At 69.8% G+C, this 21,036-nt stretch carries 17 protein-coding genes; 7 read left to right on the top strand and 10 right to left on the bottom strand.

The genetic code is table 11. The features are described 5' to 3' along the window. Positions 1-28 precede the first annotated feature (28 nt). Together EQ874_RS09775 and hrpA are read left to right on the top strand one after the other, a co-directional pair. Entirely contained in the window at positions 29-979 is a 951-nt protein-coding gene (locus EQ874_RS09775; RefSeq protein WP_129976641.1) for a TIGR03621 family F420-dependent LLM class oxidoreductase, read from the top strand. 59 nt (positions 980-1,038) lie between these two features. Further along, positions 1,039-4,932, top strand: coding sequence for an ATP-dependent RNA helicase HrpA (hrpA, locus tag EQ874_RS09770; protein WP_129976640.1), 3,894 nt, complete (start codon positions 1,039-1,041; stop codon positions 4,930-4,932). A 52-nt stretch (positions 4,933-4,984) separates the two neighbouring features. Here hrpA and nrdR read toward each other — a convergent pair whose 3' ends face one another. Beyond that, positions 4,985-5,455 (bottom strand): transcriptional regulator NrdR, encoded by a 471-nt coding sequence (gene nrdR / locus EQ874_RS09765; RefSeq protein WP_026003332.1) that lies wholly within the window; start codon positions 5,453-5,455, stop codon positions 4,985-4,987. Positions 5,456-5,648: 193 nt separating this feature from the next. After that, positions 5,649-5,918 (bottom strand): LysM peptidoglycan-binding domain-containing protein, encoded by a 270-nt coding sequence (locus EQ874_RS09760; protein ID WP_129976912.1) that lies wholly within the window; start codon positions 5,916-5,918, stop codon positions 5,649-5,651. 518 nt (positions 5,919-6,436) lie between these two features. Here EQ874_RS09760 and lexA point away from each other — a divergent pair. After that, positions 6,437-7,147: a transcriptional repressor LexA gene (gene lexA / locus EQ874_RS09755; protein ID WP_064064514.1), complete on the top strand. Its 711-nt coding sequence runs from the start codon at positions 6,437-6,439 to the stop codon at positions 7,145-7,147. Positions 7,148-7,224: 77 nt separating this feature from the next. On the opposite strand, the gene EQ874_RS09750 is transcribed toward lexA, so the two are convergent. From EQ874_RS09750 to ptsP, 3 genes are all read right to left on the bottom strand, one after another. Beyond that, on the bottom strand, positions 7,225-8,367 hold the full coding sequence (locus tag EQ874_RS09750; protein ID WP_129976639.1) for an acyl-CoA dehydrogenase family protein: 1,143 nt from the start codon (positions 8,365-8,367) through the stop codon (positions 7,225-7,227). Positions 8,368-8,479: 112 nt separating this feature from the next. Beyond that, a complete protein-coding gene (locus EQ874_RS09745) occupies positions 8,480-9,772 on the bottom strand; it encodes a solute carrier family 23 protein (RefSeq protein ID WP_064064515.1) in 1,293 nt (430 codons plus the stop codon). 39 nt (positions 9,773-9,811) lie between these two features. Further along, positions 9,812-11,479 (bottom strand): phosphoenolpyruvate--protein phosphotransferase, encoded by a 1,668-nt coding sequence (ptsP, locus tag EQ874_RS09740; RefSeq protein ID WP_129976638.1) that lies wholly within the window; start codon positions 11,477-11,479, stop codon positions 9,812-9,814. A gap of 132 nt (positions 11,480-11,611) precedes the next feature. Here ptsP and EQ874_RS09735 point away from each other — a divergent pair, with 132 nt between their 5' ends. Genes EQ874_RS09735 through EQ874_RS09720 form a run of 4 tightly spaced genes read left to right on the top strand, consistent with a single transcriptional unit; the run spans position 11,612 to position 15,765 of the window. Beyond that, positions 11,612-12,379, top strand: coding sequence for a DeoR/GlpR family DNA-binding transcription regulator (locus tag EQ874_RS09735; protein ID WP_064064524.1), 768 nt, complete (start codon positions 11,612-11,614; stop codon positions 12,377-12,379). Further along, entirely contained in the window at positions 12,376-13,365 is a 990-nt protein-coding gene (pfkB, locus tag EQ874_RS09730; protein ID WP_064064517.1) for a 1-phosphofructokinase, read from the top strand. The genes EQ874_RS09735 and pfkB overlap by 4 nt, the downstream gene beginning before the upstream one ends. 8 nt (positions 13,366-13,373) lie before the next feature. Further along, the gene (locus EQ874_RS09725; RefSeq protein WP_129976637.1) at positions 13,374-15,464 is read left to right on the top strand and encodes a fructose-specific PTS transporter subunit EIIC; all 2,091 of its coding nucleotides are present in this window, start codon (positions 13,374-13,376) and stop codon (positions 15,462-15,464) included. A 43-nt stretch (positions 15,465-15,507) separates the two neighbouring features. Beyond that, the gene (locus tag EQ874_RS09720) at positions 15,508-15,765 is read left to right on the top strand and encodes an HPr family phosphocarrier protein (protein ID WP_064064519.1); all 258 of its coding nucleotides are present in this window, start codon (positions 15,508-15,510) and stop codon (positions 15,763-15,765) included. Positions 15,766-15,767: 2 nt separating this feature from the next. Here EQ874_RS09720 and EQ874_RS09715 read toward each other — a convergent pair whose 3' ends face one another. From EQ874_RS09715 to EQ874_RS09695, 5 genes are all read right to left on the bottom strand, one after another. Continuing rightward, a complete protein-coding gene (locus tag EQ874_RS09715; protein ID WP_129976636.1) occupies positions 15,768-16,808 on the bottom strand; it encodes a hypothetical protein in 1,041 nt (346 codons plus the stop codon). Then, positions 16,808-18,274, bottom strand: coding sequence for a GTPase HflX (gene hflX, locus EQ874_RS09710; protein WP_064064521.1), 1,467 nt, complete (start codon positions 18,272-18,274; stop codon positions 16,808-16,810). The genes EQ874_RS09715 and hflX overlap by 1 nt, the downstream gene beginning before the upstream one ends. A gap of 81 nt (positions 18,275-18,355) precedes the next feature. Beyond that, positions 18,356-19,222, bottom strand: a complete 867-nt coding sequence (gene dapF, locus EQ874_RS09705) for a diaminopimelate epimerase (RefSeq protein ID WP_064064522.1) — start codon at positions 19,220-19,222, stop codon at positions 18,356-18,358. Positions 19,223-19,232: 10 nt separating this feature from the next. After that, complete coding sequence (miaA, locus tag EQ874_RS09700; RefSeq protein WP_064064523.1) at positions 19,233-20,195, bottom strand: tRNA (adenosine(37)-N6)-dimethylallyltransferase MiaA; 963 nt, start codon at positions 20,193-20,195, stop codon at positions 19,233-19,235. Next, entirely contained in the window at positions 20,192-20,905 is a 714-nt protein-coding gene (locus EQ874_RS09695; protein WP_129976635.1) for a hypothetical protein, read from the bottom strand. Before EQ874_RS09695 ends, miaA begins: the two co-directional genes overlap by 4 nt. Between the last annotated feature and the right edge of the window lie 131 nt (positions 20,906-21,036).

The following is a 21,036-nucleotide window of genomic DNA, read 5'->3' as shown; positions in this document are numbered from 1 at the left end:
CGGGACCCGCACCCGTCACGCTGATGGCGTGACCGAGTTCCGCTTCTCCGTCAACATCTTCGAGATCGGGTCGCCCCCTGTGTTCGCTCGCCGGTGCCGCGCCGTCGAGGACGCCGACTACGACGCGGTGTACGCGGCCGACCATCTCGGTGTCCCTGCCCCGTTCCCCGTCCTGGTCGCCGCCGCCGCGGCCACCGAACGTCTGCGGGTCGGGACGCTGGTGCTCAACGCCGGGTTCTGGAATCCGGCACTGCTCGCCCGCGAGATCGCGACCACCGATGCGCTCACCGGCGGCCGGCTCGAGGTCGGCCTGGGTGCGGGACACATGAAATGGGAATTCGAGGCCACCGGGATCGACTGGGAACGGTTCGACGAACGCGCCGACCGCCTCGAGACCACCGTGCTGGAGCTGCAGCGATCGTTCGTCGAACCCGGTTTCGCCGAGCAGGCCGCGCTGCGCGAGGCGTTCGGTCTCCCGGTGCTCCGGCCGGTGCAGCGTCGCGGATTCGGCGGGCACGGCCCGCCCCTGATCATCGGGGGCACCGGGGACCGGGTCCTCCGGATCGCCGCGGCCCACGCCGACATCGTGAGTGTCGCGGGCGCCGTCCAGCTACCGGGGCGGCCACCGGGAACGTTCCGGATCGGCACCGCGGCGGAAGCGGACGACCGTGTCGCGTTCGCGCGAGGACGGGCAGGAGGCCGGGCCGGCGACATCGAATGGCACACCCTGCTCCAGGCGGTCGTGGAGACGGACGACCGGACGGGCACCGCCGTTGCCCTCGCCGAACAGTGGGAAGGGACCGTCGAGGCCGACGACCTTTTCGACTCGCCGTTCGTGCTGTTCGGCTCGGTCGACGAGATGGCCGAGCAGATCCTGCGCAGCCGGGAACGCTTCGGGTTCACCCATTTCACGGTCCACGCGCCGTACCGGGAGATCTTCGCCCGGGTGCTCGGCCGGGTGCGTGCCCTCTCGGGTTGAGGGCCGGGACCTCCCGGACCGGCCCCGAGCGGGTCGTTTCGCTAGGCTGTGTGATCAGCATGTCCATCTCTCCCGCCCCGAATCGTCGCGAACTGCGCGCCGCCCTGTCCGAGGTCTCCCTCCGCGACGAGAACCGGCTTCGTCGCCGGCTCGACCGGGCCCGGGACGGCGAGGCGTTGACCAAGATCGCCGCCGAGATCGACAACGCCCGTACCCGGCTCGCCTCCCGCGCGGCTTCGGTCCCGGCGATCCGTTACCCCGAGGACCTGCCCGTCTCGCAGCGCAAGGACGACATCGCCGCCGCGATCCGCGACCACCAGGTCGTCGTGGTCGCCGGCGAGACCGGATCGGGTAAGACGACACAGATCCCGAAGATCTGCCTCGAACTCGGGCGCGGTGTGCGCGGTCTGATCGGCCATACCCAGCCACGCCGGATCGCCGCGCGCGCGGTCGCCGAGCGACTTGCCGAGGAACTCGACACCGAACTCGGCGACACCGTCGGCTACACCGTCCGGTTCAACGATCAGGTCACCGACTCGACACTCGTCAAGCTCATGACCGACGGCATCCTGCTCGCCGAGATCCAGCGCGACCGGCTGTTGCGGCAGTACGACACCCTCATCATCGACGAGGCGCACGAGCGCAGCCTCAACATCGATTTTCTGCTCGGCTACCTCGCACAGCTGCTTCCGCGTCGCCCCGACCTGAAGGTGATCATCACCTCGGCGACGATCGACCCCGAACGTTTCGCGCAGCACTTCGCCGGCTCGAACGGCACGCCTGCCCCCATCGTCGAAGTCTCCGGGCGCACCTACCCCGTCGAGGTGCGCTATCGCCCACTGACCGTCGAGGTGGGTGAGACACTCGTCGACCGCGATCCCGTCGACGCGGTGTGCGAGGCCGTCGAGGAACTCCAGCGTGAGGGCGACGGCGACATCCTGGTCTTCCTCTCCGGCGAGCGCGAGATCCGCGACACCGCCGACGCCCTGCGCGACCGCACACTCCGCAACACCGAGATCCTGCCGCTCTACGGACGCCTGTCGGCGGCCGAACAGCACCGGGTCTTCACGCCGCACGCGGGCCGCCGGGTCGTGTTGTCCACCAACGTCGCCGAGACGTCCCTGACCGTCCCGGGCATCCGCTACGTCGTCGACCCCGGCACCGCCCGTATCTCGCGGTACTCGGTGCGGACGAAGGTGCAGCGACTGCCGATCGAGCCGATCTCGCAGGCCTCGGCGCGTCAGCGCGCCGGACGCTGCGGTCGTGTGGCCGACGGCATCTGCATCCGTCTGTACTCGGAGGACGACTTCGAGGGGCGACCGGAGTTCACCGAACCGGAGATCCTGCGCACCAACCTCGCATCGGTCGTGCTGCAGATGACCGCGCTCGGACTCGGCGACATCGAAGCCTTCCCGTTCGTGGAGGCGCCGGATCCCCGGGCGATCCGCGACGGTATCGCTCTGCTCGAGGAACTGGGCGCGCTCGAACCCGCGAAGAAGGGCGAGGCGCCGAGCCTGACCGCGACGGGTCGCGAGATCGCCCGGCTGCCCGTCGATCCGCGCATGGCCCGCATGATCGTCGAGGGCCACCGCAACGGATGCCTGCGCGAGGTGCTCATCATCGTCGCGGCGCTGTCGATCCAGGACGTGCGCGAGCGGCCCACGGAATTCCAGCAGGCCGCCGACGAGAAGCACGCCCGGTTCGCGGTCGAGGGCTCGGACTTCCTGGCCTACCTCCGCCTGTGGGACTACCTGAAGGAACAGCGCAGAGAACTGTCGTCGAGCCGGTTCCGCAGACTGTGCCGCGACGAATTCCTGCACTGGCTGCGGATCCGCGAGTGGCAGGACCTGCAGGGGCAGCTGCGTCAGATCACCGTCGACATGGGCTGGCAGACGCACCACCGCGACGTGAACCCCGACGACGTCCACAAGTCGATGCTCGCAGGTCTGCTGTCGCACATCGGTCTTCGCGAGGGCGACAAGCGCGACTTCCTCGGCGCCCGCGGCGCACGGTTCGCGGTCTTCCCCGGGTCGTCGCTGTTCAAGAAACCACCGCGCTGGGTCATGGCGGCCGAACTCGTGGAGACCTCACGTCTGTGGGCCCGGACGGCCGCGCGCATCGAACCCGAGTGGGTCGAGAAGCTCGCCCCGCACTTGGTCAAGCGCACCTACTCGGAACCTCACTGGTCGACGCGCCGCGAATCGGCGATGGCCTACGAACGTGTCACGCTCTACGGCATCCCCTTGATCGCCCAGCGTCCCGTGCCCTACGGACGGATCGATCCGGAGGTCTCGCGCGAACTGTTCATCCGGCACGCCCTCGTCCAGGGCGAGTGGCGCACGCAGCACAGGTTCTTCCACGACAATCGCGCTCTGCTCGAGGACGTCGAAGAACTCGAACACCGGGCACGGCGGCGCGACATCGTCGTCGACGACGAGGCCCTGTTCGACTTCTACGACCAGCGGGTCGGCCCGGAGGCGATCTCGGCCCGGCACTTCGACACCTGGTGGAAGAAGACCCGCAAGCAGCAACCCGACCTGCTGACCTTCACCCCGGACACGGTGGTGAACCAGGACGCCGCCTCGGTGCTCGAGGGCGATTACCCGGATGCCTGGCGCCAGGGCGAGATCCAGTTCCCCCTCACCTATCAATTCGAGCCGGGCACCGAGGAGGACGGTGTCACCGCCCGTGTCCCCGTCGCGCTGCTCGCGAACCTCAAATCCGTCGGTTTCGACTGGCTCGTACCCGGGATGCGGACCGAGCTGGTGACGGCCCTCATCAAGACCCTGCCGAAACACCTTCGGAGACAGGTCGTCCCGGCTCCCGATTTCGCGGCGGCCGCACTCGCGTCGGTGACGCCGCGCTCCGAACCGCTCGTCAACGCGATGGCCCGCGAGCTGTCCCGGCTCGGCCGGTGCACGATCGAGCCCTCGGACTTCGATCCCGGTGCGCTGCCCGACCATCTGCGGATGACCTTCGCCGCGGTCGACGAGCGCGGCACCGTGCTCGGCCGCAGCAAGAGCCTGGCGGCCCTGCGGAAGAAGTTGGCTCCGCGGGTCGAAGCGGAGGTCTCGCGCGCTGCTGCGGGCACCGAACGTCCCGCGGCGGCGGTGTGGACGGCCGAGACCCTCGGGAACCTGCCGGAGACCGTCACCCGCGAGGTCGGCGGCCGGAAGGTCACCGGCTATCCCGCCCTGGTCGCGGAGAAGGACGGCGTCGCGGTACGCGTACTCAGCACACCGCAGGCCCAGCAGAACGCGACACGTCAGGGGCTGCGCGCCCTGCTGCTCTCGTCGGCACCGACGAAGGCGAAGGCCGTGACCTCGGGGCTGACCAACATGGAGCGGCTCGCGCTCGGGCGGAACCCGGACGGGTCGTTCGAGGCGCTGATCGAGGACTGCCGCGCCTGCGCGGTGGACGAACTCATCGCCGCGCACGGCGCACCCGTGCGCACCCCCGAGGAGTTCGAGACGCTCGCGGTCACGGTGCGCTCCCACCTGCCGGGGCGAGTCGCTCGCCTGCTGAAAGCGGTTGTGCCCGTCCTGTCGCGCGCCCACGAGGTGGGTGTGCTTCTCGATCGGTCGAACAGCGAGGCTGCCGACGACGTACGCGAACAGCTGCAGTCGCTGCTGTTCCCCGGCTTCGTCACCGACCTGGGCTCACGGCGGATCGTCGATCTACCGCGCTATCTCACCGCAGCCGCTCAGCGCCTGGAGTCGTTGCCGGCGAGTGCGAATCGGGACGCTGCCGGAATGGATGTGCTCGATCGCGTCTACGGAGCCTACGACAAGCTGCTTGCACGCCTGCCGGAGGAGCGACGCACCGCACCCGAAGTCGTCGAGATCTACTGGATGATCGAGGAGTTGCGCGTGAGCCTGTTCGCCCAGAATCTCGGGACCCGGATCCCGGTGTCGGAAAAGCGTGTGGTCAAGGCGATCGACACCATCCGGTAGCGCCCGGATCGGCCATCGTGACCGGATCTGTCCGGAACAGTCGGCCGGGTGGTCAGTCGGCCGGGGCGGAGCGGGACTTCTGGTGTTCGCGCAGTTCGTGGATCTCACGTTCGAAATCCTCTGCCGAACTGAAAGAACGGTAGACCGACGCGAAGCGCAGATAGGCGACCTCGTCGAGATCGCGCAGGGGTCCGAGGATCGCCAATCCCACCTCGTGGCTGGGGATCTCGGGGGAGCCTTTGGCGCGCACCGCATCCTCGACCTGCTGTGCCAGCTTGTTCAGTGCGTCGTTGTCGACGTCGCGTCCCTGGCAGGCGCGCGCCACCCCGCGCACGACCTTCTCGCGGCTGAACGGCTCGGTCACGCCGCTGCGCTTGACGACGGACAGCACGGCCGTCTCGACCGTGGTGAAACGGCGCCCGCATTCGGGGCACGCCCGTCGACGACGGATCGCGGCACCCTCGTCTGCCTCGCGCGAATCGACCACCCGAGAGTCGGGATGGCGGCAATACGGGCAGTACATGTCGGTTCCTTCGTCGTGCCCGTGCGGGTCGCGACGTCGGCGCCGAAGCAATACTTCCCGACCGGAACCGTCTCCACTCGCGAGTGGGCCGACACCGCCGCAACCACACGGAGTGGTGTGACTGACAGTGTTGGACAATACCCGCCTGTCCGGTTCGGGCGCGGGTCGCGGGTCGGGGCGGGCCACGGCGCCGTCATTCCCGGCCGGAATCCGGCCCGAGGAGACGGCTTCCGGCCGGCGCGGTAGTACCGTCGAGTGAATCCGATTCGGCGATCCTCGCCAGGGTGACGCCGACCGGGGCATCCGGCGCCGGCCGGGCGGCCGACGCCTCCCGGATCTCGCCCTCGCCCACGCCCGTGACCGTGGTGCCGGCACTCTGCGAGATCACTTCGCCGGTACGGACGTGGGCGAGTACGAGGAGCAGCGTGGTGGCCAGCGCGGTGAGCAGCAGCGTCGCCGCCATCTGCCGCCGACTCGTCTGTTCCGCCGGCCGACGGCTGCGCGGCATGATCTCCGACCGGCGGTGCAAGGGCTCACGAGAGGACGTGACGACGCGCACCCTCGTCCGCGACGGGACACGAGTGCGGTGCACCGGGGATGTCGCGATCGGCCGGATGCGGTGCGGGTCTCCCCCACCCGGGCCCGAGACGGTCCGCTCCTCCGTGCGCGTCCGAACTGTTGTGCCCGCCCGAACTGTTGTGCCCGCCCGAACTGTCGGCCCCCGTCGTACCGCCGTGTCGATCCGAACCGCTCTGCTCATCGGAAATCCTCCGTGTCGCTGTGCGTGGTCTGCCGACCCCGTCGAGCACTCGATCATGTGTTCGAACGAAAGTCTGTTCGAATGTTCTACCACGAGCCCCGCCCCGCCGTCAGCTCCTCGAGGGGGTGAATCTCGAACATCTGTTTGATATACGCGCGAGATGTCGATAGATTCGAAAGGCAACTTGCAACCCATCCGACACTCGCCGCACGGAGGTCACGATGAAGGCGGACGGAACATCCACGGCCCGCCGGGGCGGACCCACGGCCGGCGATCCCACCACAGGACTCACCGAGCGCCAACGGCGCGTCCTCGAGGTCATTCGCGACTCCGTCAGCGAACGGGGGTACCCGCCGAGCATCCGCGAGATCGGCGACGCCGTCGGACTCAACTCGACGTCGTCCGTCGCGCACCAGCTGCGCACGCTCGAACGGAAGGGTTTCCTGCGCCGGGATCCGAACCGCCCCCGGGCCGTCGACGTACGCGGCCTCGAGCCACCCCACCTTCCCGAGTCGTCCCCCGAGGTGGTCGCCACCTCCTCGACCGACGAGATTCCCTCTGCGGCAATGGTTCCCGTCGTGGGCCGAATCGCAGCCGGTGGCCCGATCCTGGCCGAGGAAGCAGTCGAGGACGTCTTCCCGCTGCCGCGCGAACTCGTCGGCCAAGGTTCGCTGTTCCTGCTCAAGGTCGTCGGCCGGTCGATGATCGACGCCGCGATCTGCGACGGCGACTGGGTGGTCGTCCGTCAGCAGAACGTCGCCGACAACGGCGACATCGTCGCTGCGATGCTCGACGGTGAGGCCACGGTCAAAACGTTCAAGCGGGTCGACGGCGACGTGTGGCTCATGCCCCACAACCCGATGTTCGAACCGATCCCGGGCAACGACGCCGTCATTCTCGGCAAGGTCGTCACGGTCGTCCGCAAGATCTGATCTCCGGGCTCACCGGAGACGAACGAGACCGGGGTGGCTCCGCCGTGCGGAGCCACCCCGGTCTTCTCGTACATGCCTCAGATGTCGAGACCGCGCCCGATGACTTCCTTCATGATCTCGTTCGTGCCGCCGTAGATCTTCTGCACGCGGGCGTCGAGGTACGCCTTCGCCACGGGGTACTCACGCATGTAGCCGTAGCCGCCGTGCAGCTGCAGGCAGCGGTCGATCAGCTCGACCTGCTTGTCGGTGGTCCAGTATTTGGCCATGGCCGCCTCCGGGACGGTGAGCTTCTTCTCGTTGAGCAGCTCGATGCACCGGTCCACGAACACCCGGGCCAGCTGGGTCTCGGTGGCGAGCTCGGCGAGCTCGAAGCGGGTGTTCTGGAACTTGCCGATCGGCTTGCCGAACGCCTTGCGGTCGCGGCAGTACTGGATCGTGTCGTCGAGCACGCGTTCCATGGCTGCGGCGGCGACGACCGCGATCGCGAGGCGCTCCTGCGGCAGGTTCTGCATCAGGTAGATGAAGCCCATGCCCTCATGCCCGAGCAGGTTGGCCGCCGGAACACGCACATCGTCGAAGCTGAGTTCTGCAGTGTCCTGTGCGGCCAGACCGATCTTGTCGAGGTTGCGTCCTCGCTCGAAACCCGGCATGCCGCGCTCGACGACGAGCAGCGAGAAGCCTTGGGCACCCTTCTCGGGGTCGGTGCAGGCCACCACGATCACCAGGTCGGAGTGGATGCCGTTGGTGATGAACGTCTTGGCGCCGTTGAGGACCCAGTCGTCGCCGTCGCGCACCGCGCGAGTCTTGATGCCCTGCAGGTCGCTGCCGGTGCCCGGCTCCGTCATCGCGATAGCCGTGATGAGTTCGCCGGAACAGAAACCGGGCAGCCAGCGCTTCTTCTGCTCCTCGGTCGCGAGCTCGAGCAGGTAGGGCGCGACGACATCGTTGTGCAGCATGAAGCCCAGCCCGCTGAAGCCGAGCTTGGTGGTCTCCTCGGCCATGATGGCGTTGTAGCGGAAGTCGTCCATTCCGCCGCCGCCGTACTCCTCCGGCACCGCCATGCCGAGGAAACCTTGCGCGCCGGCCTTCTTCCACACCTCACGGTCGACGATCTTGTCCTTCTCCCACTGCTCGTGGAAGGGGGCCACCTCCTGTTCGAGGAACTTCCGGTACGACTCCCGGAAGAGGTCGTGCTCGGGCTCGAAAAGGGTGCGTTCCATCTGCGCTCCTGTGTGAGAGGTCGTTCGACATACTCACGGTATGCAGACGATCGCGCCGTGACGCTGACACAACCGAGCGGATTTTGTGACCCGGACTACCCCCAGGCCAGGATCAGTGCCGCAGATCCGCAAGTCTGCGCAGGAGGGGATACGCGACCAGGATGCCGATCGAACCCCACGCGATGCCCCCGAGTTCGACCGATCCGATCGCCAGCGTCAGATCGCCGATGCCGGCGACGAGCGCGGCGGCCGCGACGGTGAGGTTGACAGGGTCGGTGAAGTCGACCTTCGCGTCGATCCAGATGCGCACACCGAGGATGCCGATCAGGCCGTAGAGCACGAGGGTCGCGCCACCGAGGACACCGTCGGGCACGGTGAAGACCAATGCACCGAACTTCGGTGAGAAGGCGAGGACGACAGCGGTGACCGCCGCGACGGCGTACGCCGCGGTCGAATACACGCGCGTCGCGGCCATGACGCCGATGTTCTCTGCGTAGGTCGTCGTTCCCGAACCTCCCCCCGCGCCGGCCAGGGTGGTCGCGAGACCGTCGGCGATGAGCGCGTTCCCGGCCATGTCGTCGAGGTTCCGCCCGGTCATCGCCGCGACGGCCTTGACGTGCCCGACGTTCTCCGCGACCAGCACGACGACGACGGGAAGCGCCAGGAGGACGACCGACAGCTCGAAGGTGGGGCCGCGCAGATCGGGCAATCCGAACCACGCCGCGTCGCGCATGGCGTCGATGCGCTCGGAGGCGATCGCTCCGGTGAACGCCGCGAAGATCCATCCGACGATCACACCCACGAGGATGCCGAGCCGTCCCAGCATGCCCGGTCCCACCACGGTCACGAGCAGCGTGACCACGAGCGTGATGGTGGCGACGAGCGGTTGCGCCTCGAACGATCCGGTGGCGGTCGGTGCGAGGTTCAGCCCGATCAGGGCGACGATCGCCCCGGTCACCACCGGCGGCATGACCGCGTCGATGATGCGCGAACCTGCTGCCTTGACGACGAGACCGATCAGCACGAGAACGATGCCGACGGCGACGATCCCGCCGAGCTGCGCGGCCGGGCCGGAACCGGCCGAGGCGCTCAGAGGCGCGATGAACGCGAACGACGAACCGAGATAGCTGGGCACCCGTCCGCGCGTGATGATCAGGAACAGTGCCGTACCGATCCCGGAGAACAGCAGCGTCGTCGTGACGGGGAAACCCGTGATCGTCGGCACGAGCAGTGTGGCGCCGAACATCGCGATGACGTGCTGCATCCCGATGCCCACGGTGCGCGGCCAGGACAGTCGCTCGTGTGGTGCGACGACCGCACCTGGGTTGATGCGACGCCCGTCGCCGTGCAGTGCCCACCCTCGGACCGTGGTGGTGCGTCCGGTCGTCTTCGCTCGTTCGGTCACGACAGGACATCGTAGAACCGGTCGTCCCGGTCGTGCCGCTCAGTCCAGCAGTTTCGCGGCGGCGGCCCGTGCCGCGACGGGATCGTCGGTCGCGAGGACCACCTCTGCGGCCTCGCGGCAGCGATCCATCGGGACCGAGGAGAGCCGGGCGCCGACGCCCGTCACCGCCGACGCCGCGCACGACAGCGAGGTGACGCCCATCCCGGCCAGAACACACGCGAGGAGCGGGTCGGCCGCCGCCTCGCCGCACACCCCCACCGGTTTGCCGGCGGCGGTGCCTGCCTGTGCCGCGCGTGCCACCAATGCGAGTACCGCGGGTTGCCACGGATCGGTGAGGGCGGCCAACTGCGGCGACATCCGGTCGGCCGCCATCGTGTACTGCGCGAGGTCGTTGGTACCGATCGACAGGAAGTCCAGATGTTCGAGCAGCCGATCCGCGAGCAGGGCCGCGGACGGCACCTCGATCATGACCCCGGGTGAGAGCCCGCGTTCGCGCACCCGCGCAGCGAAATCGGCGGCCTCCGACACGGTCGCCACCATCGGCGCCATCACCCAGGGCCGGGCACCGGTGCGCGAGGCCGCCTCGGCCACCGCGTCGAGCTGCCGGTCGAGCACACCCGGCGCCGACGTGGTGATGCGGATACCGCGGACCCCGAGCGCGGGATTGTGCTCGTCGGGGTGGTTGGCGAAGCGGAGAGGCTTGTCGGATCCGGCATCGAGTGTGCGCAGGACGACCTTCCGTCCTTCGAACGCCTCGAACACCTCCGCGTAGATGTCGGACTGCTCCACCACGGTCGGCTCCGCGTCGCGGTCGAGGAAGCACAGTTCGGTGCGGAACAGTCCGATGCCCTGCGCCGGCGTGTGCCGCGCCGCCCGGGCGCCTGATCCGTCCTGCACGTTGGCGAGGATCTCCACCGGGTGCCCGTCCGCGGTGGCTCCGGGACCGGACCAGCCCGCCACACGTTCGCGTTCGATGCGGTCTCGTTCGACCTCGGCAGCGGCCTCGGCGCCGTCCGGTGAGAGCACGATCCGGCCCGTCGCGCCGTCGACCAGCACCGTCGTCCCCACCGGGACGTCGTCGAGGCCGGCCACCGCGACGACGCACGGGATGCCCAGCTGACGCGCGATGATCGCGGTGTGGCTCGTGGGTCCTCCGAGCGACGTGGCGAGCGCGACGATCGCGGACGGGTCCAGACCGGCGGTGTCGGCGGGTGCGAGGTCGGTGGCCAGGAGCACGGACGGTTCGTCCGGCATCTCGAGCCCGGGTTCGGGAGCGCCCTGCAACTCGGCGATCACGCGGTCACGGATGTCGAGCAGGTCGGTGACCCGCTCCGCCTGCAGACCCCCCATCTTCTCGAACAGTGCTGCGAACTGCTCCGTGGCACCGACGGTGGCGCCGACCGCGTCGGCGCCGGAACGGATCTTCGTCGCGGCCGCTCCGCGCCAGGCGCGATCCTCGACGAGTACCGCGGTGGCCTGGAGCACTTCCGCGGCGGCACCCGAGGCGCGGGAGGCGCGGGCCCGCAGTCGCTCGGCCACCACCCTCGCCGCCTCCTCGAATCTGCCCACCTCGGCTTCGCGCGCCGTGTCGGGGACGGATGTGCCCTGGGCCGGGACGACGGGACGCGCAACGGGCCGGACGACCGGTCCGTATCCGATACCGGGGACGACCGGGGTGCCGTGCAGGGCGGACACCGACTGCTCCATGGAGATCTCCTCACCGCGGTGGTTCGTTGTGACCCAGATTACTCACAAGCCTTGACATGTCAACACAGACGGGCGTAAAACAACATAAACCAACATCTATATCCCACAAATCGGGTACCCCCAGGAGTGACGGTGTACGCAGAGGAACGACAACAGGCGGTCGCAGCGCTGGTGGCGGCTCGTGGCCGCGTGTCTGTCGCCGCCCTCTCCGACCGTTACGGCATCACCACCGAGACGGTGCGGCGCGACCTCGCCCATCTCGAACGCCTGGGCCTCGTGCGACGCGTCCACGGGGGTGCCATTCCGGCCGCCTCGCTCACCGTGGCCGAACCCGCCCTATCCGAACGCGAACACACCCGCGCCGAGCACAAGGACCGCATCGCCGCCGCGGCCACGGCCTTCCTCCCACCGTCGGGGGGCAGCGTGCTGTTCGACGCGGGCACCACCACCGGCAGGATCGTCGGAGCACTGCCACCCGAGATCGAACTCACCGTCGTCACCAACTCGGTGCCGATCGCCGCACGTCTCGCGGCGATGAACACCGTGCAGTTGCACCTGCTCGGCGGGCGTGTCCGCGGAGTCACCCAGGCCGCGGTGGGCGCCGAGGCCCTGACCACCCTCTCGACAGTCCACGTGGACGTCGCATTCATCGGCACCAACGCCCTGAGCATCGACCACGGACTGTCCACGCCCGACGCCGACGAGGCCGCGATCAAGCGCGCCATGGTGCGCACGGCCGACCGGGTCGTCGTGGTCGCCGATTCGTCGAAGGTCGGCCGGCGCAACCTGCTGAGCTTCGCGTCGCTCGAACCGATCGACGTCCTGGTCACCGACACCGACCTCGACGACACCGACCGCCGTCAACTCATCGAACACGGAATCGAGGTGGTGACGGCATGATCGTCACGCTCACGGCCAACCCCAGTCTCGACCGCACGGTCGGGCTGACGGGCCCACTCGAACGCGGAAGAGTGCATCGCACCGAGCGATCGACCGTCGATCCGGGCGGGAAGGGGATCAACGTCGCCCGCGTGCTGCACGCCGCTTCGACCGAGGTGGTCGCCGTCCTCCCGGCCAACACCGGCGACCCGCTGCTCACCGCACTCGACGAGCAGGGCATCACGCATCGGGCCGTGCCCACCTCCGGGCCGACGCGCAACAACATCACCGTCGCCGAACCCGACGGCACCACCACGAAACTCAACGAACCCGGAACTCCCTGCACCGGACGCACGCTGGGCGAACTGCACGCCGCCCTGCTCGAGTGCGCGCAGGACGCCGCGTGGACCGTCCTGTCGGGCTCCCTCCCTCCCGGCGTACCCGAATCCTGGTACGCCGATCTCGTGGATGCCCTGCGCAGCCTCGGGTGCCGCATCGCGATCGACACCTCCGAGCGGCCGCTGCTCGCCCTCGCCGCGCGGTTCCCCGCGGCCGCCCCGGACGTGATCAAGCCGAATTCCGACGAACTCGCCCAGCTCACCGGGGCGGACGCCCACGAACTCGAATCCGGCGCCGCTTCCGGAGATGTCGGCGCCGTGGTCGATGCAGGGCGGGTCCTGGTCGACCGTGGCGTCGGGGCGGTCCTCGCCACCCTGGGAGGCGCAGGCGCCGTTCTGGTCACCGAGGCGGGCGCCTGGCGTGCCACCGCCGCCGACGTCACGGTCCGCAGCACGGTAGGTGCCGGCGACTCGTCACTCGCGGGATATCTGCTCGCAGAACGGGCCGGTCACGAACCCGCCGAGTGCCTGCGACTCGCAGTCGCCTACGGGACCGCGGCCGTCGCACTACCCGGAACCGCCCTTCCCACTCCCGATTCCGTCGACCCCTCCCGAGTGCACGTCACCGACGTCCACCGCCGACCCCGACCGCTCCCCTCCCACTCCTAAGGAACGTCATGTCCGACACCACCTCCGGCCCCGCAGGCGGTTCCTCGATCATCGGTACGGAACTCGTCGCGCTCGACGCCGACCTGGGACCCGACAAGAACTCCGTCATCGCCGCGCTCGCCCGACGCCTCGCCGCGACCGGCCGCGCCTCCGACGCCGACGCGCTCACCGCAGCCGTCCTCGAACGGGAAGCCAAGTCGGCCACCGGTCTTCCCGGCGGAATCGCGATCCCCCACGCCCGCAGCGAAGCGGTCACCACGCCCTCGCTCGGATTCGCCAGACTGTCTCCGAAGGCCGATTTCGGAGCTCCCGACGGACCCGCCGACCTCGTCTTCCTCATCGCCGCGCCGGAAGGTGCGGGCGGCGACCACATGAAGCTGCTGACCGCCCTCGCTCGCGCACTCGTGCGTCCGGACTTCGTCGCGTCGCTGCGCGCGGCCGCCTCCGCCGAGGAGGTCATCGCGCTGGTCGAAGACGTCCTCCCGCCCCGACCGGAGCCGTCGGGCACCGGTGCTGCCACCTCCGCCGCAGCGGCGGAACAGCCGGCGCCCGCCGCGTCCGCGAAGCCCGCGGTCGCACCTCCGCAGAGTCCGGAGCAACCCGCCGGAAGCCGCACGATCGTCGCGGTCACCGCGTGCCCGACCGGCATCGCGCACACGTACATGGCCGCCGACGCGCTGGCGGCGGCCGGTGAACGGGCGGGCGTGACGGTCCGGGTGGAGACGCAGGGGTCGAGCGGTAGCACTCCTCTGCCCGCCGACACGATCGCCGGCGCCGACGCCGTCATCTTCGCCACCGATGTGGGGGTCAAGGGCCGGGAACGGTTCGCCGGCAAGCCCGTGATCGCGTCGGGCGTCAAGCGCGCGATCAACGAGCCGGACACCATGATCGCCGAGGCTCTGAAGGCCTCTGCCGATCCGTCCGCACGCACCGTCGAGGCCGCCTCGGGCGCCCCGGCAGGCGAGTCGGAGGGCGGCAGCGACCTCGGCTGGGGCACCCGGTTGCGGCAGATCCTGCTCACCGGCGTGAGCTACATGATCCCGTTCGTCGCGGCCGGTGGTCTCCTCATCGCCCTCGGCTTCCTGCTCGCCGGTCCCGACATCACCGACTCGGCTGCCGACATCGTCCTCGACAACACGCTCACCAACCTGCCCGCGGGCGGACTCGGCACCTATCTCGGTGCGGTCCTCTACCAGATCGGCTCGCTGGCGTTCTCGTTCCTCGTCCCGGCGCTGGCCGGCTACATCGCCTTCGCGATCGCCGACCGTCCGGGTCTCGCCCCCGGCTTCACCGCAGGTGCGGTCGCCGTCTTCGTCGGCGCCGGCTTCATCGGTGGTCTCGTCGGCGGTATCATCGCCGGCTTCGCGGCCCTGTGGGTCGGCCGTATCCCGCTGCCCACCTGGGCTCGCGGCTTGATGCCGGTGGTGATCATTCCGCTGCTCGCGAGCCTGATCGTCGGTGGGCTCATGTTCCTGCTGCTCGGTCGTCCGCTGGCCGCGATCACGACGGGTCTGACGGACTGGCTCAACGGTCTGTCCGGTGGTTCCGCGGTGCTGCTCGGCGCCATCCTCGGCCTGATGATGTGCTTCGACCTCGGCGGACCGGTCAACAAGGCCGCCTACGCCTTCGCCGTGGCAGGTCTCGACGTCGCCAACACCGCCTCCCTCGAGATCATGGCGGCGGTCATGGCGGCCGGCATGGTTCCGCCGCTCGCCATGGCGCTGTCGTCGCTGGTGCGTCCCGGCCTCTACAGCACGGCCGAACGCGAGAACGGCAAGGCCGCGTGGCTGCTCGGCGCGTCGTTCATCTCGGAGGGTGCCATCCCGTTCGCGGCTGCCGACCCGATCCGGGTGATCCCGTCGATGATGCTCGGCGGCGCGGTGACCGGCGGCATCGTCATGGCGACCGGTGTCACGCTCACCGCACCCCACGGCGGACTGTTCGTCCTGTTCGCCATCGACCGCGTCGTGTGGTTCCTGATCGCACTGGTGATCGGCACGATGATCGCCGCGCTCGCGGTCAGCATCGCGAAATCGCTCACCCGTCCGGCCCGGGCCGCCGCCGAGGCGAACCCGCAACCCGTAGCAGCGCACTCCTGATCGTCCGATCGCAGTGCACTTCCCCACAACGAAGGAGATTCACATGCCCAGCACCACGGTTGCCGTCGGTTCGTCCATCGGCCTCCATGCCCGTCCCGCAGGGATCATCGCCGAGGCCGTCGTCGCGGCCGGCGTCCCCGTCACTCTCGCGGTGGACGGTGGCGAGCCCGTCGACGCGGGTTCGGCCCTGATGATCATGACGCTCGGCGCGGGGCAGGGCACGCAAGTGACGGTCTCCTGCGACGACGACGCGGTCCTCACGCAGGTCGTGGAGCTGGTGGCCGCGGATCTCGACGCCTGACCTCACTCGCGGGCGCGGCGCCGGACGGCGAGTCCGAGTACCGCGAGGGCGATCACCCCGGCGGCCACGCCCGCACCCGCGATCGGCCATGCCGCGGACGACGTCTCGTCCGCGGCATCGTCGTCCGCGGGCACGAACAGCTCGGTCGCACCGCGACGGATCCGGACCGGCGGGTTCTCCGCCGCTGTCGCACCGCGCTCGGACGCCGTGAGCAGATCGCCCTCGGTGGTGAAGGCGACTGCTTCGCCCTGCGGTTCGTCCGGTACCGGGATCCGGAAGCGAGGGCCTGCGACCAGGGCGGCCGCGAGATCGCCGTCGGGCACGTGGAACAGGTACACGTCGGTGTAGGTGCGTACTGCGGCGACCGTCCCGTCGGCGCTGACGGCACCGCCGGTGATCATCGAGGAGGACGCACCGGGAACGGGTCCGCCGGGAGTGTCCGACGGCCCGAGTGCGAGCGACCCGACCTTCTCGAGGGCGGCCGGTCCCGGGACGGGGAGGTCGCCGATCGTGAGTCCGCGTGCGGGCCGGTACACGGTGCTCGACCCGAACAGCGCCTTGGTCACGATCACCGGTTCGCCCGTGGCCGAGACGAGTACGGTCTCGGCGTCGCGAGGACCGTCGGGATAGGTCAGGCGGTGCAGGTCGCCCTGCCCGGTCTCGGGGTCGAGGGAGATGAGCGCGATCGTCTCGCGGACACCGGTATTGTCGCCGAGGTCGCCGAGCCACAACCGGCCGTCGGGGCCCGCAGCGAGATCCTCGACGTCGTACGGATCGACAGGAGTCGGAATCCGTTGCCGCACAGAGCATTCGTCGTCGAGTTCGAGGATGCGCTCGTCCCCCCCGGCATCCGGCGTCGCGAACAACCGTCCGTCGATCGCTGCGAGGCCGGACAGTTCGGCCAGCGCGGGATCGCCGGGGGTGCACAGGACCTCGTTCGGGAGGTCGGCGACCGGAATCCCCCCGTCCTGCGCACCGGCATGCGCCACCGGCACGAACGCCGTGACGGCAGCGACCAGCGCCGCCCGGCGCACGACCGGCATCAGGCCGCGAAGTCGACCAATGCCGACGCCAGCGCCGCCGGCACCTTCGCATGCACCCGCGTACCGTCCACCTCGTGCGCGGACGACAGGATCTGACCGTCGGAGTGGATGCGCGCGAGCAGGTCGCCGCGGGTGTACGGCAGGAGCAGCTTCACCTCGACATCGGGATCCTCGAGCAGGGCCGCCAGCCCGGCCTGCAGTTCGTCGACGCCTTCCCCGGTGTGTGCGGAGACGAACACCGCGCCGGGGATCGCACCGCGCAACTGGGTCAGGGTGACCGGATCGGCGGCGTCGATCTTGTTGACGACGATCAGTTCGGGCGGCGGCGGCGCATCCGATTCGCGCAGCACCTCGGTGACGACCTCGCGCACCGCCTTGATCTGCTCGGTGGGCATCGGGTCGGAACCGTCGACGACGTGGAGCAGCACGTCTGCGTCGGCGACCTCCTCGAGGGTCGACCGGAACGCCTCGACCAACTGGGTCGGGAGGTGCCGGACGAAACCGACGGTGTCGGTGAGCACGTACTCGCGGCCGTCGGGCAGCGCCGACCGGCGGGTCGTCGGGTCGAGGGTGGCGAACAACGCGTTCTGCACCAGGACACCGGAACCGGTGAGCGTGTTGAGCAGGCTCGACTTACCGGCGTTGGTGTATCCCACGATCGCGACGGACGGGATCTTGTTGCGCAGACGCCGGGTGCGCTTGGTGTCGCGCGCGGCCTTCATCGCCTTGATCTCGCGACGGAGCTTGGCCATCCGCTCGCGGATCCGGCGACGGTCGGTCTCGATCTTCGTCTCACCGGGACCACGCAGGCCCACACCGCCGTTGCTGCCGGCACGACCACCGGCCTGCCGCGACATCGACTCGCCCCAGCCGCGCAGACGCGGGAGCATGTACTCCATCTGCGCGAGGGAAACCTGTGCCTTGCCCTCGCGCGAGGTGGCGTGCTGGGCGAAGATGTCGAGGATCAGTGCGGTCCGGTCGATGACCTTGACCTTGACGACCTTCTCCAGGGCGGTGAGCTGGGCGGGAGTGAGTTCACCGTCGCAGATCACCGTGTCGGCGCCGGTGGACAGGACGATCTGCCGGAGCTCCTCGGCCTTGCCCGAACCGATGTAGGTCGAGGCGTCGGGCCGGTCGCGCCGCTGGACCAGGCCTTCGAGAACCTCCGATCCCGCGGTCTCGGCGAGCGCGGCGAGTTCGGCCAGGCTCGCTTCGGCCTGGGCGGCCGTTCCGCCGGTCCAGACACCGACCAGCACGACCCGCTCGAGGCGGAGCTGGCGATACTCGACCTCGGTGATGTCTTCGAGTTCGGTGGACAGTCCGGCCACACGCCGCAACGCGCTGCGGTCTTCGAGTTGCATCTCGCCGACGGACGGATCCTCGGCGGTCCAGCCTCCGGTCGCGTCGTACGCGGTCGAAGCGCTGTCGTCTGTGGTTGCGCGATACGGGCGCTCAGTGTTCGTCATACACCTCCATGGTGTCACGAAGCCCGAATCGGTGCATTCGAGTTTCTCCGCCCTTCGCCACCGGCGTCACCGGCACCGACGTCAGTGCGGCGCCGACCACCAGGTCTCGTCGAGTTCACCCGTCGCGACCAGCACCGACGGCCCGCGCAGCCAGGCGCGACCGTCCTCGATCCGCACCTCGACCGACCCGCCGGGAATTCGCACCTGCACCGCACCGTCGGATGCTCCGTCGAAGCGCAGGGCCGCCGCGGCCGCGGCCACCGTGCCGGTTCCGCAGGAGCGGGTCTCCCCCACGCCGCGTTCGTGGACGCGCATGTGGACCGTTCCGGCCGTGATGGGGGTCAGGAACTCGATGTTGACCCCGTGGGGGAAGAAGCCGGGGTCGAAGCCGGGCGCGGTGAGGTCGAGACCGGCCAGGCTCGTCTCGTTCAGGTGCGGGTCGACGCACGCGAGGTGCGGGTTGCCGACGTCGATGCCGAGACCCGGATAGACCCGCCCGTCGATGGTCGCCGCCGACTCGCCCAGGCTGCGCACGGTCCCCATGTCCACGGTCACCTCGCCGAGGACCGGTGAGCTCTCGTGCACCGTGACGGGCTTGCCCCCCGCCCGGCTGCCGACGACGAACTCGCGGCGGCTCTCGAGTCCGCGCGCGGTGAGATAGTGCGCGAACACCCGCACCCCGTTGCCGCACATCTCGGCGATGGATCCGTCGCCGTTGCGGTAGTCCATGAACCAGTCGTCCGCGCCGGTGCCCTCGGGCAGCTCGCCGAGCACCCCGGCCGAGACCAATGCGCCGGCCCGCGCCACCCGGAGCACACCGTCGGCACCGAGCCCACGGCGCCGGTCGCACAGAGCGGCGATCCGGCCGGCGTCGAGGTCCAGGCGGGCGTCGGGATCGGGAAGGATCACGAAGTCGTTCTCGGTTCCGTGCCCTTTGCTGAACTCCATGGGCGCTACCTTATCGGGCTGGTGAGGCCGGTGACGTCCGTGCGTCCCGCACCACCCGCAGGGCCGTCCCGCGCAGGTCGGGCTCGGCGCCGTCGAGCCAGTGGATGCGCGGATCGCGGCGGAACCACGAGCGCTGCCGCCGCACGTATCGCCGGGTCCCGATGAACGTCCGCTCGCGGGCGTGGGCAAGGTCATATTCCCCGTCGATGGCCGCGAGGACCTGGGCGTAACCGATCGCGCGTCGCGCGGTGACCCCTTCGCGCAGTCCGACCTCGACGAGTCCGTGCACCTCGTCGACGAGACCGCGTTCGAACATCAGGTCGGTGCGCCGGGCGATGCGGTCGTCGAGTTCGGCGGTGGCACGGTCGACGCCCAGGATCACGCTGCCCCAGCGGGGCTCGCCGATCGTCGGCTGCGAGGCCGCGAACGGCTGCCCGGTCAGTTCGACGACTTCGAGCGCCCGGACCATCCGGCGGCCGTCGGTGGGCAGGATCGTCGCCGCGGCGGCGGGATCCGCGTGCTGCAGCGCCCGGTGGACCGCGGCGAGCCCCTCGGTGTCGAGCAGCGCCTCCCATTTCGCCCGGACCTGCGGATCCGTCGCCGGGAACTGCCATTCGTCGAGCAGCGCCTGCACGTACATCATCGATCCGCCGACCACGATCGGGACGCGACCGCGCCCCAGGATCGCTTCGACATCGGCGATCGCGGCCTGCTGGTAGCGGGCGACCGTCGCGGTCTCGGTGACGTCGAGGACGTCGAGCTGGTGGTGCGGGATGCCGCGACGCTCGTGCGGCGAGAGCTTCGCCGTCCCGATGTCCATGCCGCGGTACTGCTGCATCGCGTCGATGTTGACGATCTCGCCGCCGAGCGTCTCGGCGAGGTCCAATCCGAGATCGGACTTGCCCGTGGCGGTGGGGCCCACCACCGCGATCGGGACGAGTGCGGCGGCGGGGCCGGTACTTCCCGCGCTCACGGTGTCCAGATCCCTACGTGGTAGCCCACGCCGTAGGGCGCGGCGGAGTAGGTGACGGAGGCCGAGCGGGGCCGCTCGCCGAAGCTCGCCGCCAGCACGTGCCAGGCGGCGCGTCCGGCCAGTTCGATCTCCGCACACAGCTCGGCGTCGAGCGCCGCGAGGGCCGCCGGATCTCCGGCGGCGAGCGCGGCCGCCAGTGCCGCCTCGACCTCCTCGGACCGCGGGTCGTAGGCGCCGGGGGCCTTGGCAGTGAGGGTCGCGGCTCCGTCGGCGACGACGAGCAGGGCCCGCGGAAGGTCGTCACCGTCGAGATCCGCACGCAGGTCGCGGCCGAGATCCGCGCAGTGCGCGGCGTCCGCGTCGACGGCCACCACGTGGGCCGTCACCCGGGTGTGGGGCGCCGTGCGGTCGCGGATCCAGCCGGCCACGAGCGCCGTCAGAGCGAGCGTGGGATCGGGTTCGCCCGCGGCATCGGGGCCGAGCTGCACCGCGATGTCGGCACCGAAACCGCGGAAGGTTCCGCGCGCGGTGGACGGAACGGTCTGCTCGACCGGCTCGGCACCCACGACCACCCATTCCGCGGCCCCGGACAGCCTGCGACCGACCTCGAGGACCGCCTCGCGCAGATCGCCGGTCTCGGATGCGGCGAGACCGGTCAGCTCGGGTACGAGCAGCGGTGGGGACGGCACGAACGCCGCGGCGGTCAACACATCGGCAACCGTAGTCCACCGGACCCGGCGCCTCGTATCGACACGACCTGTTTCAATAGTGGGCGGACACGATCGCGGAGCCCCCGGGATCGACCTGCGGTAGACCCATGCGACCAGGCAGCCGTGCCGCG

This window comes from Rhodococcus sp. Q1 (assembly GCF_004153645.1).
GTDB classification, from domain to species: domain Bacteria; phylum Actinomycetota; class Actinomycetes; order Mycobacteriales; family Mycobacteriaceae; genus Rhodococcus; species Rhodococcus gordoniae.
The sequence above is the reverse complement of the archived record's forward strand: the minus strand, read 5'-3'. Positions and strand labels throughout refer to the sequence as shown.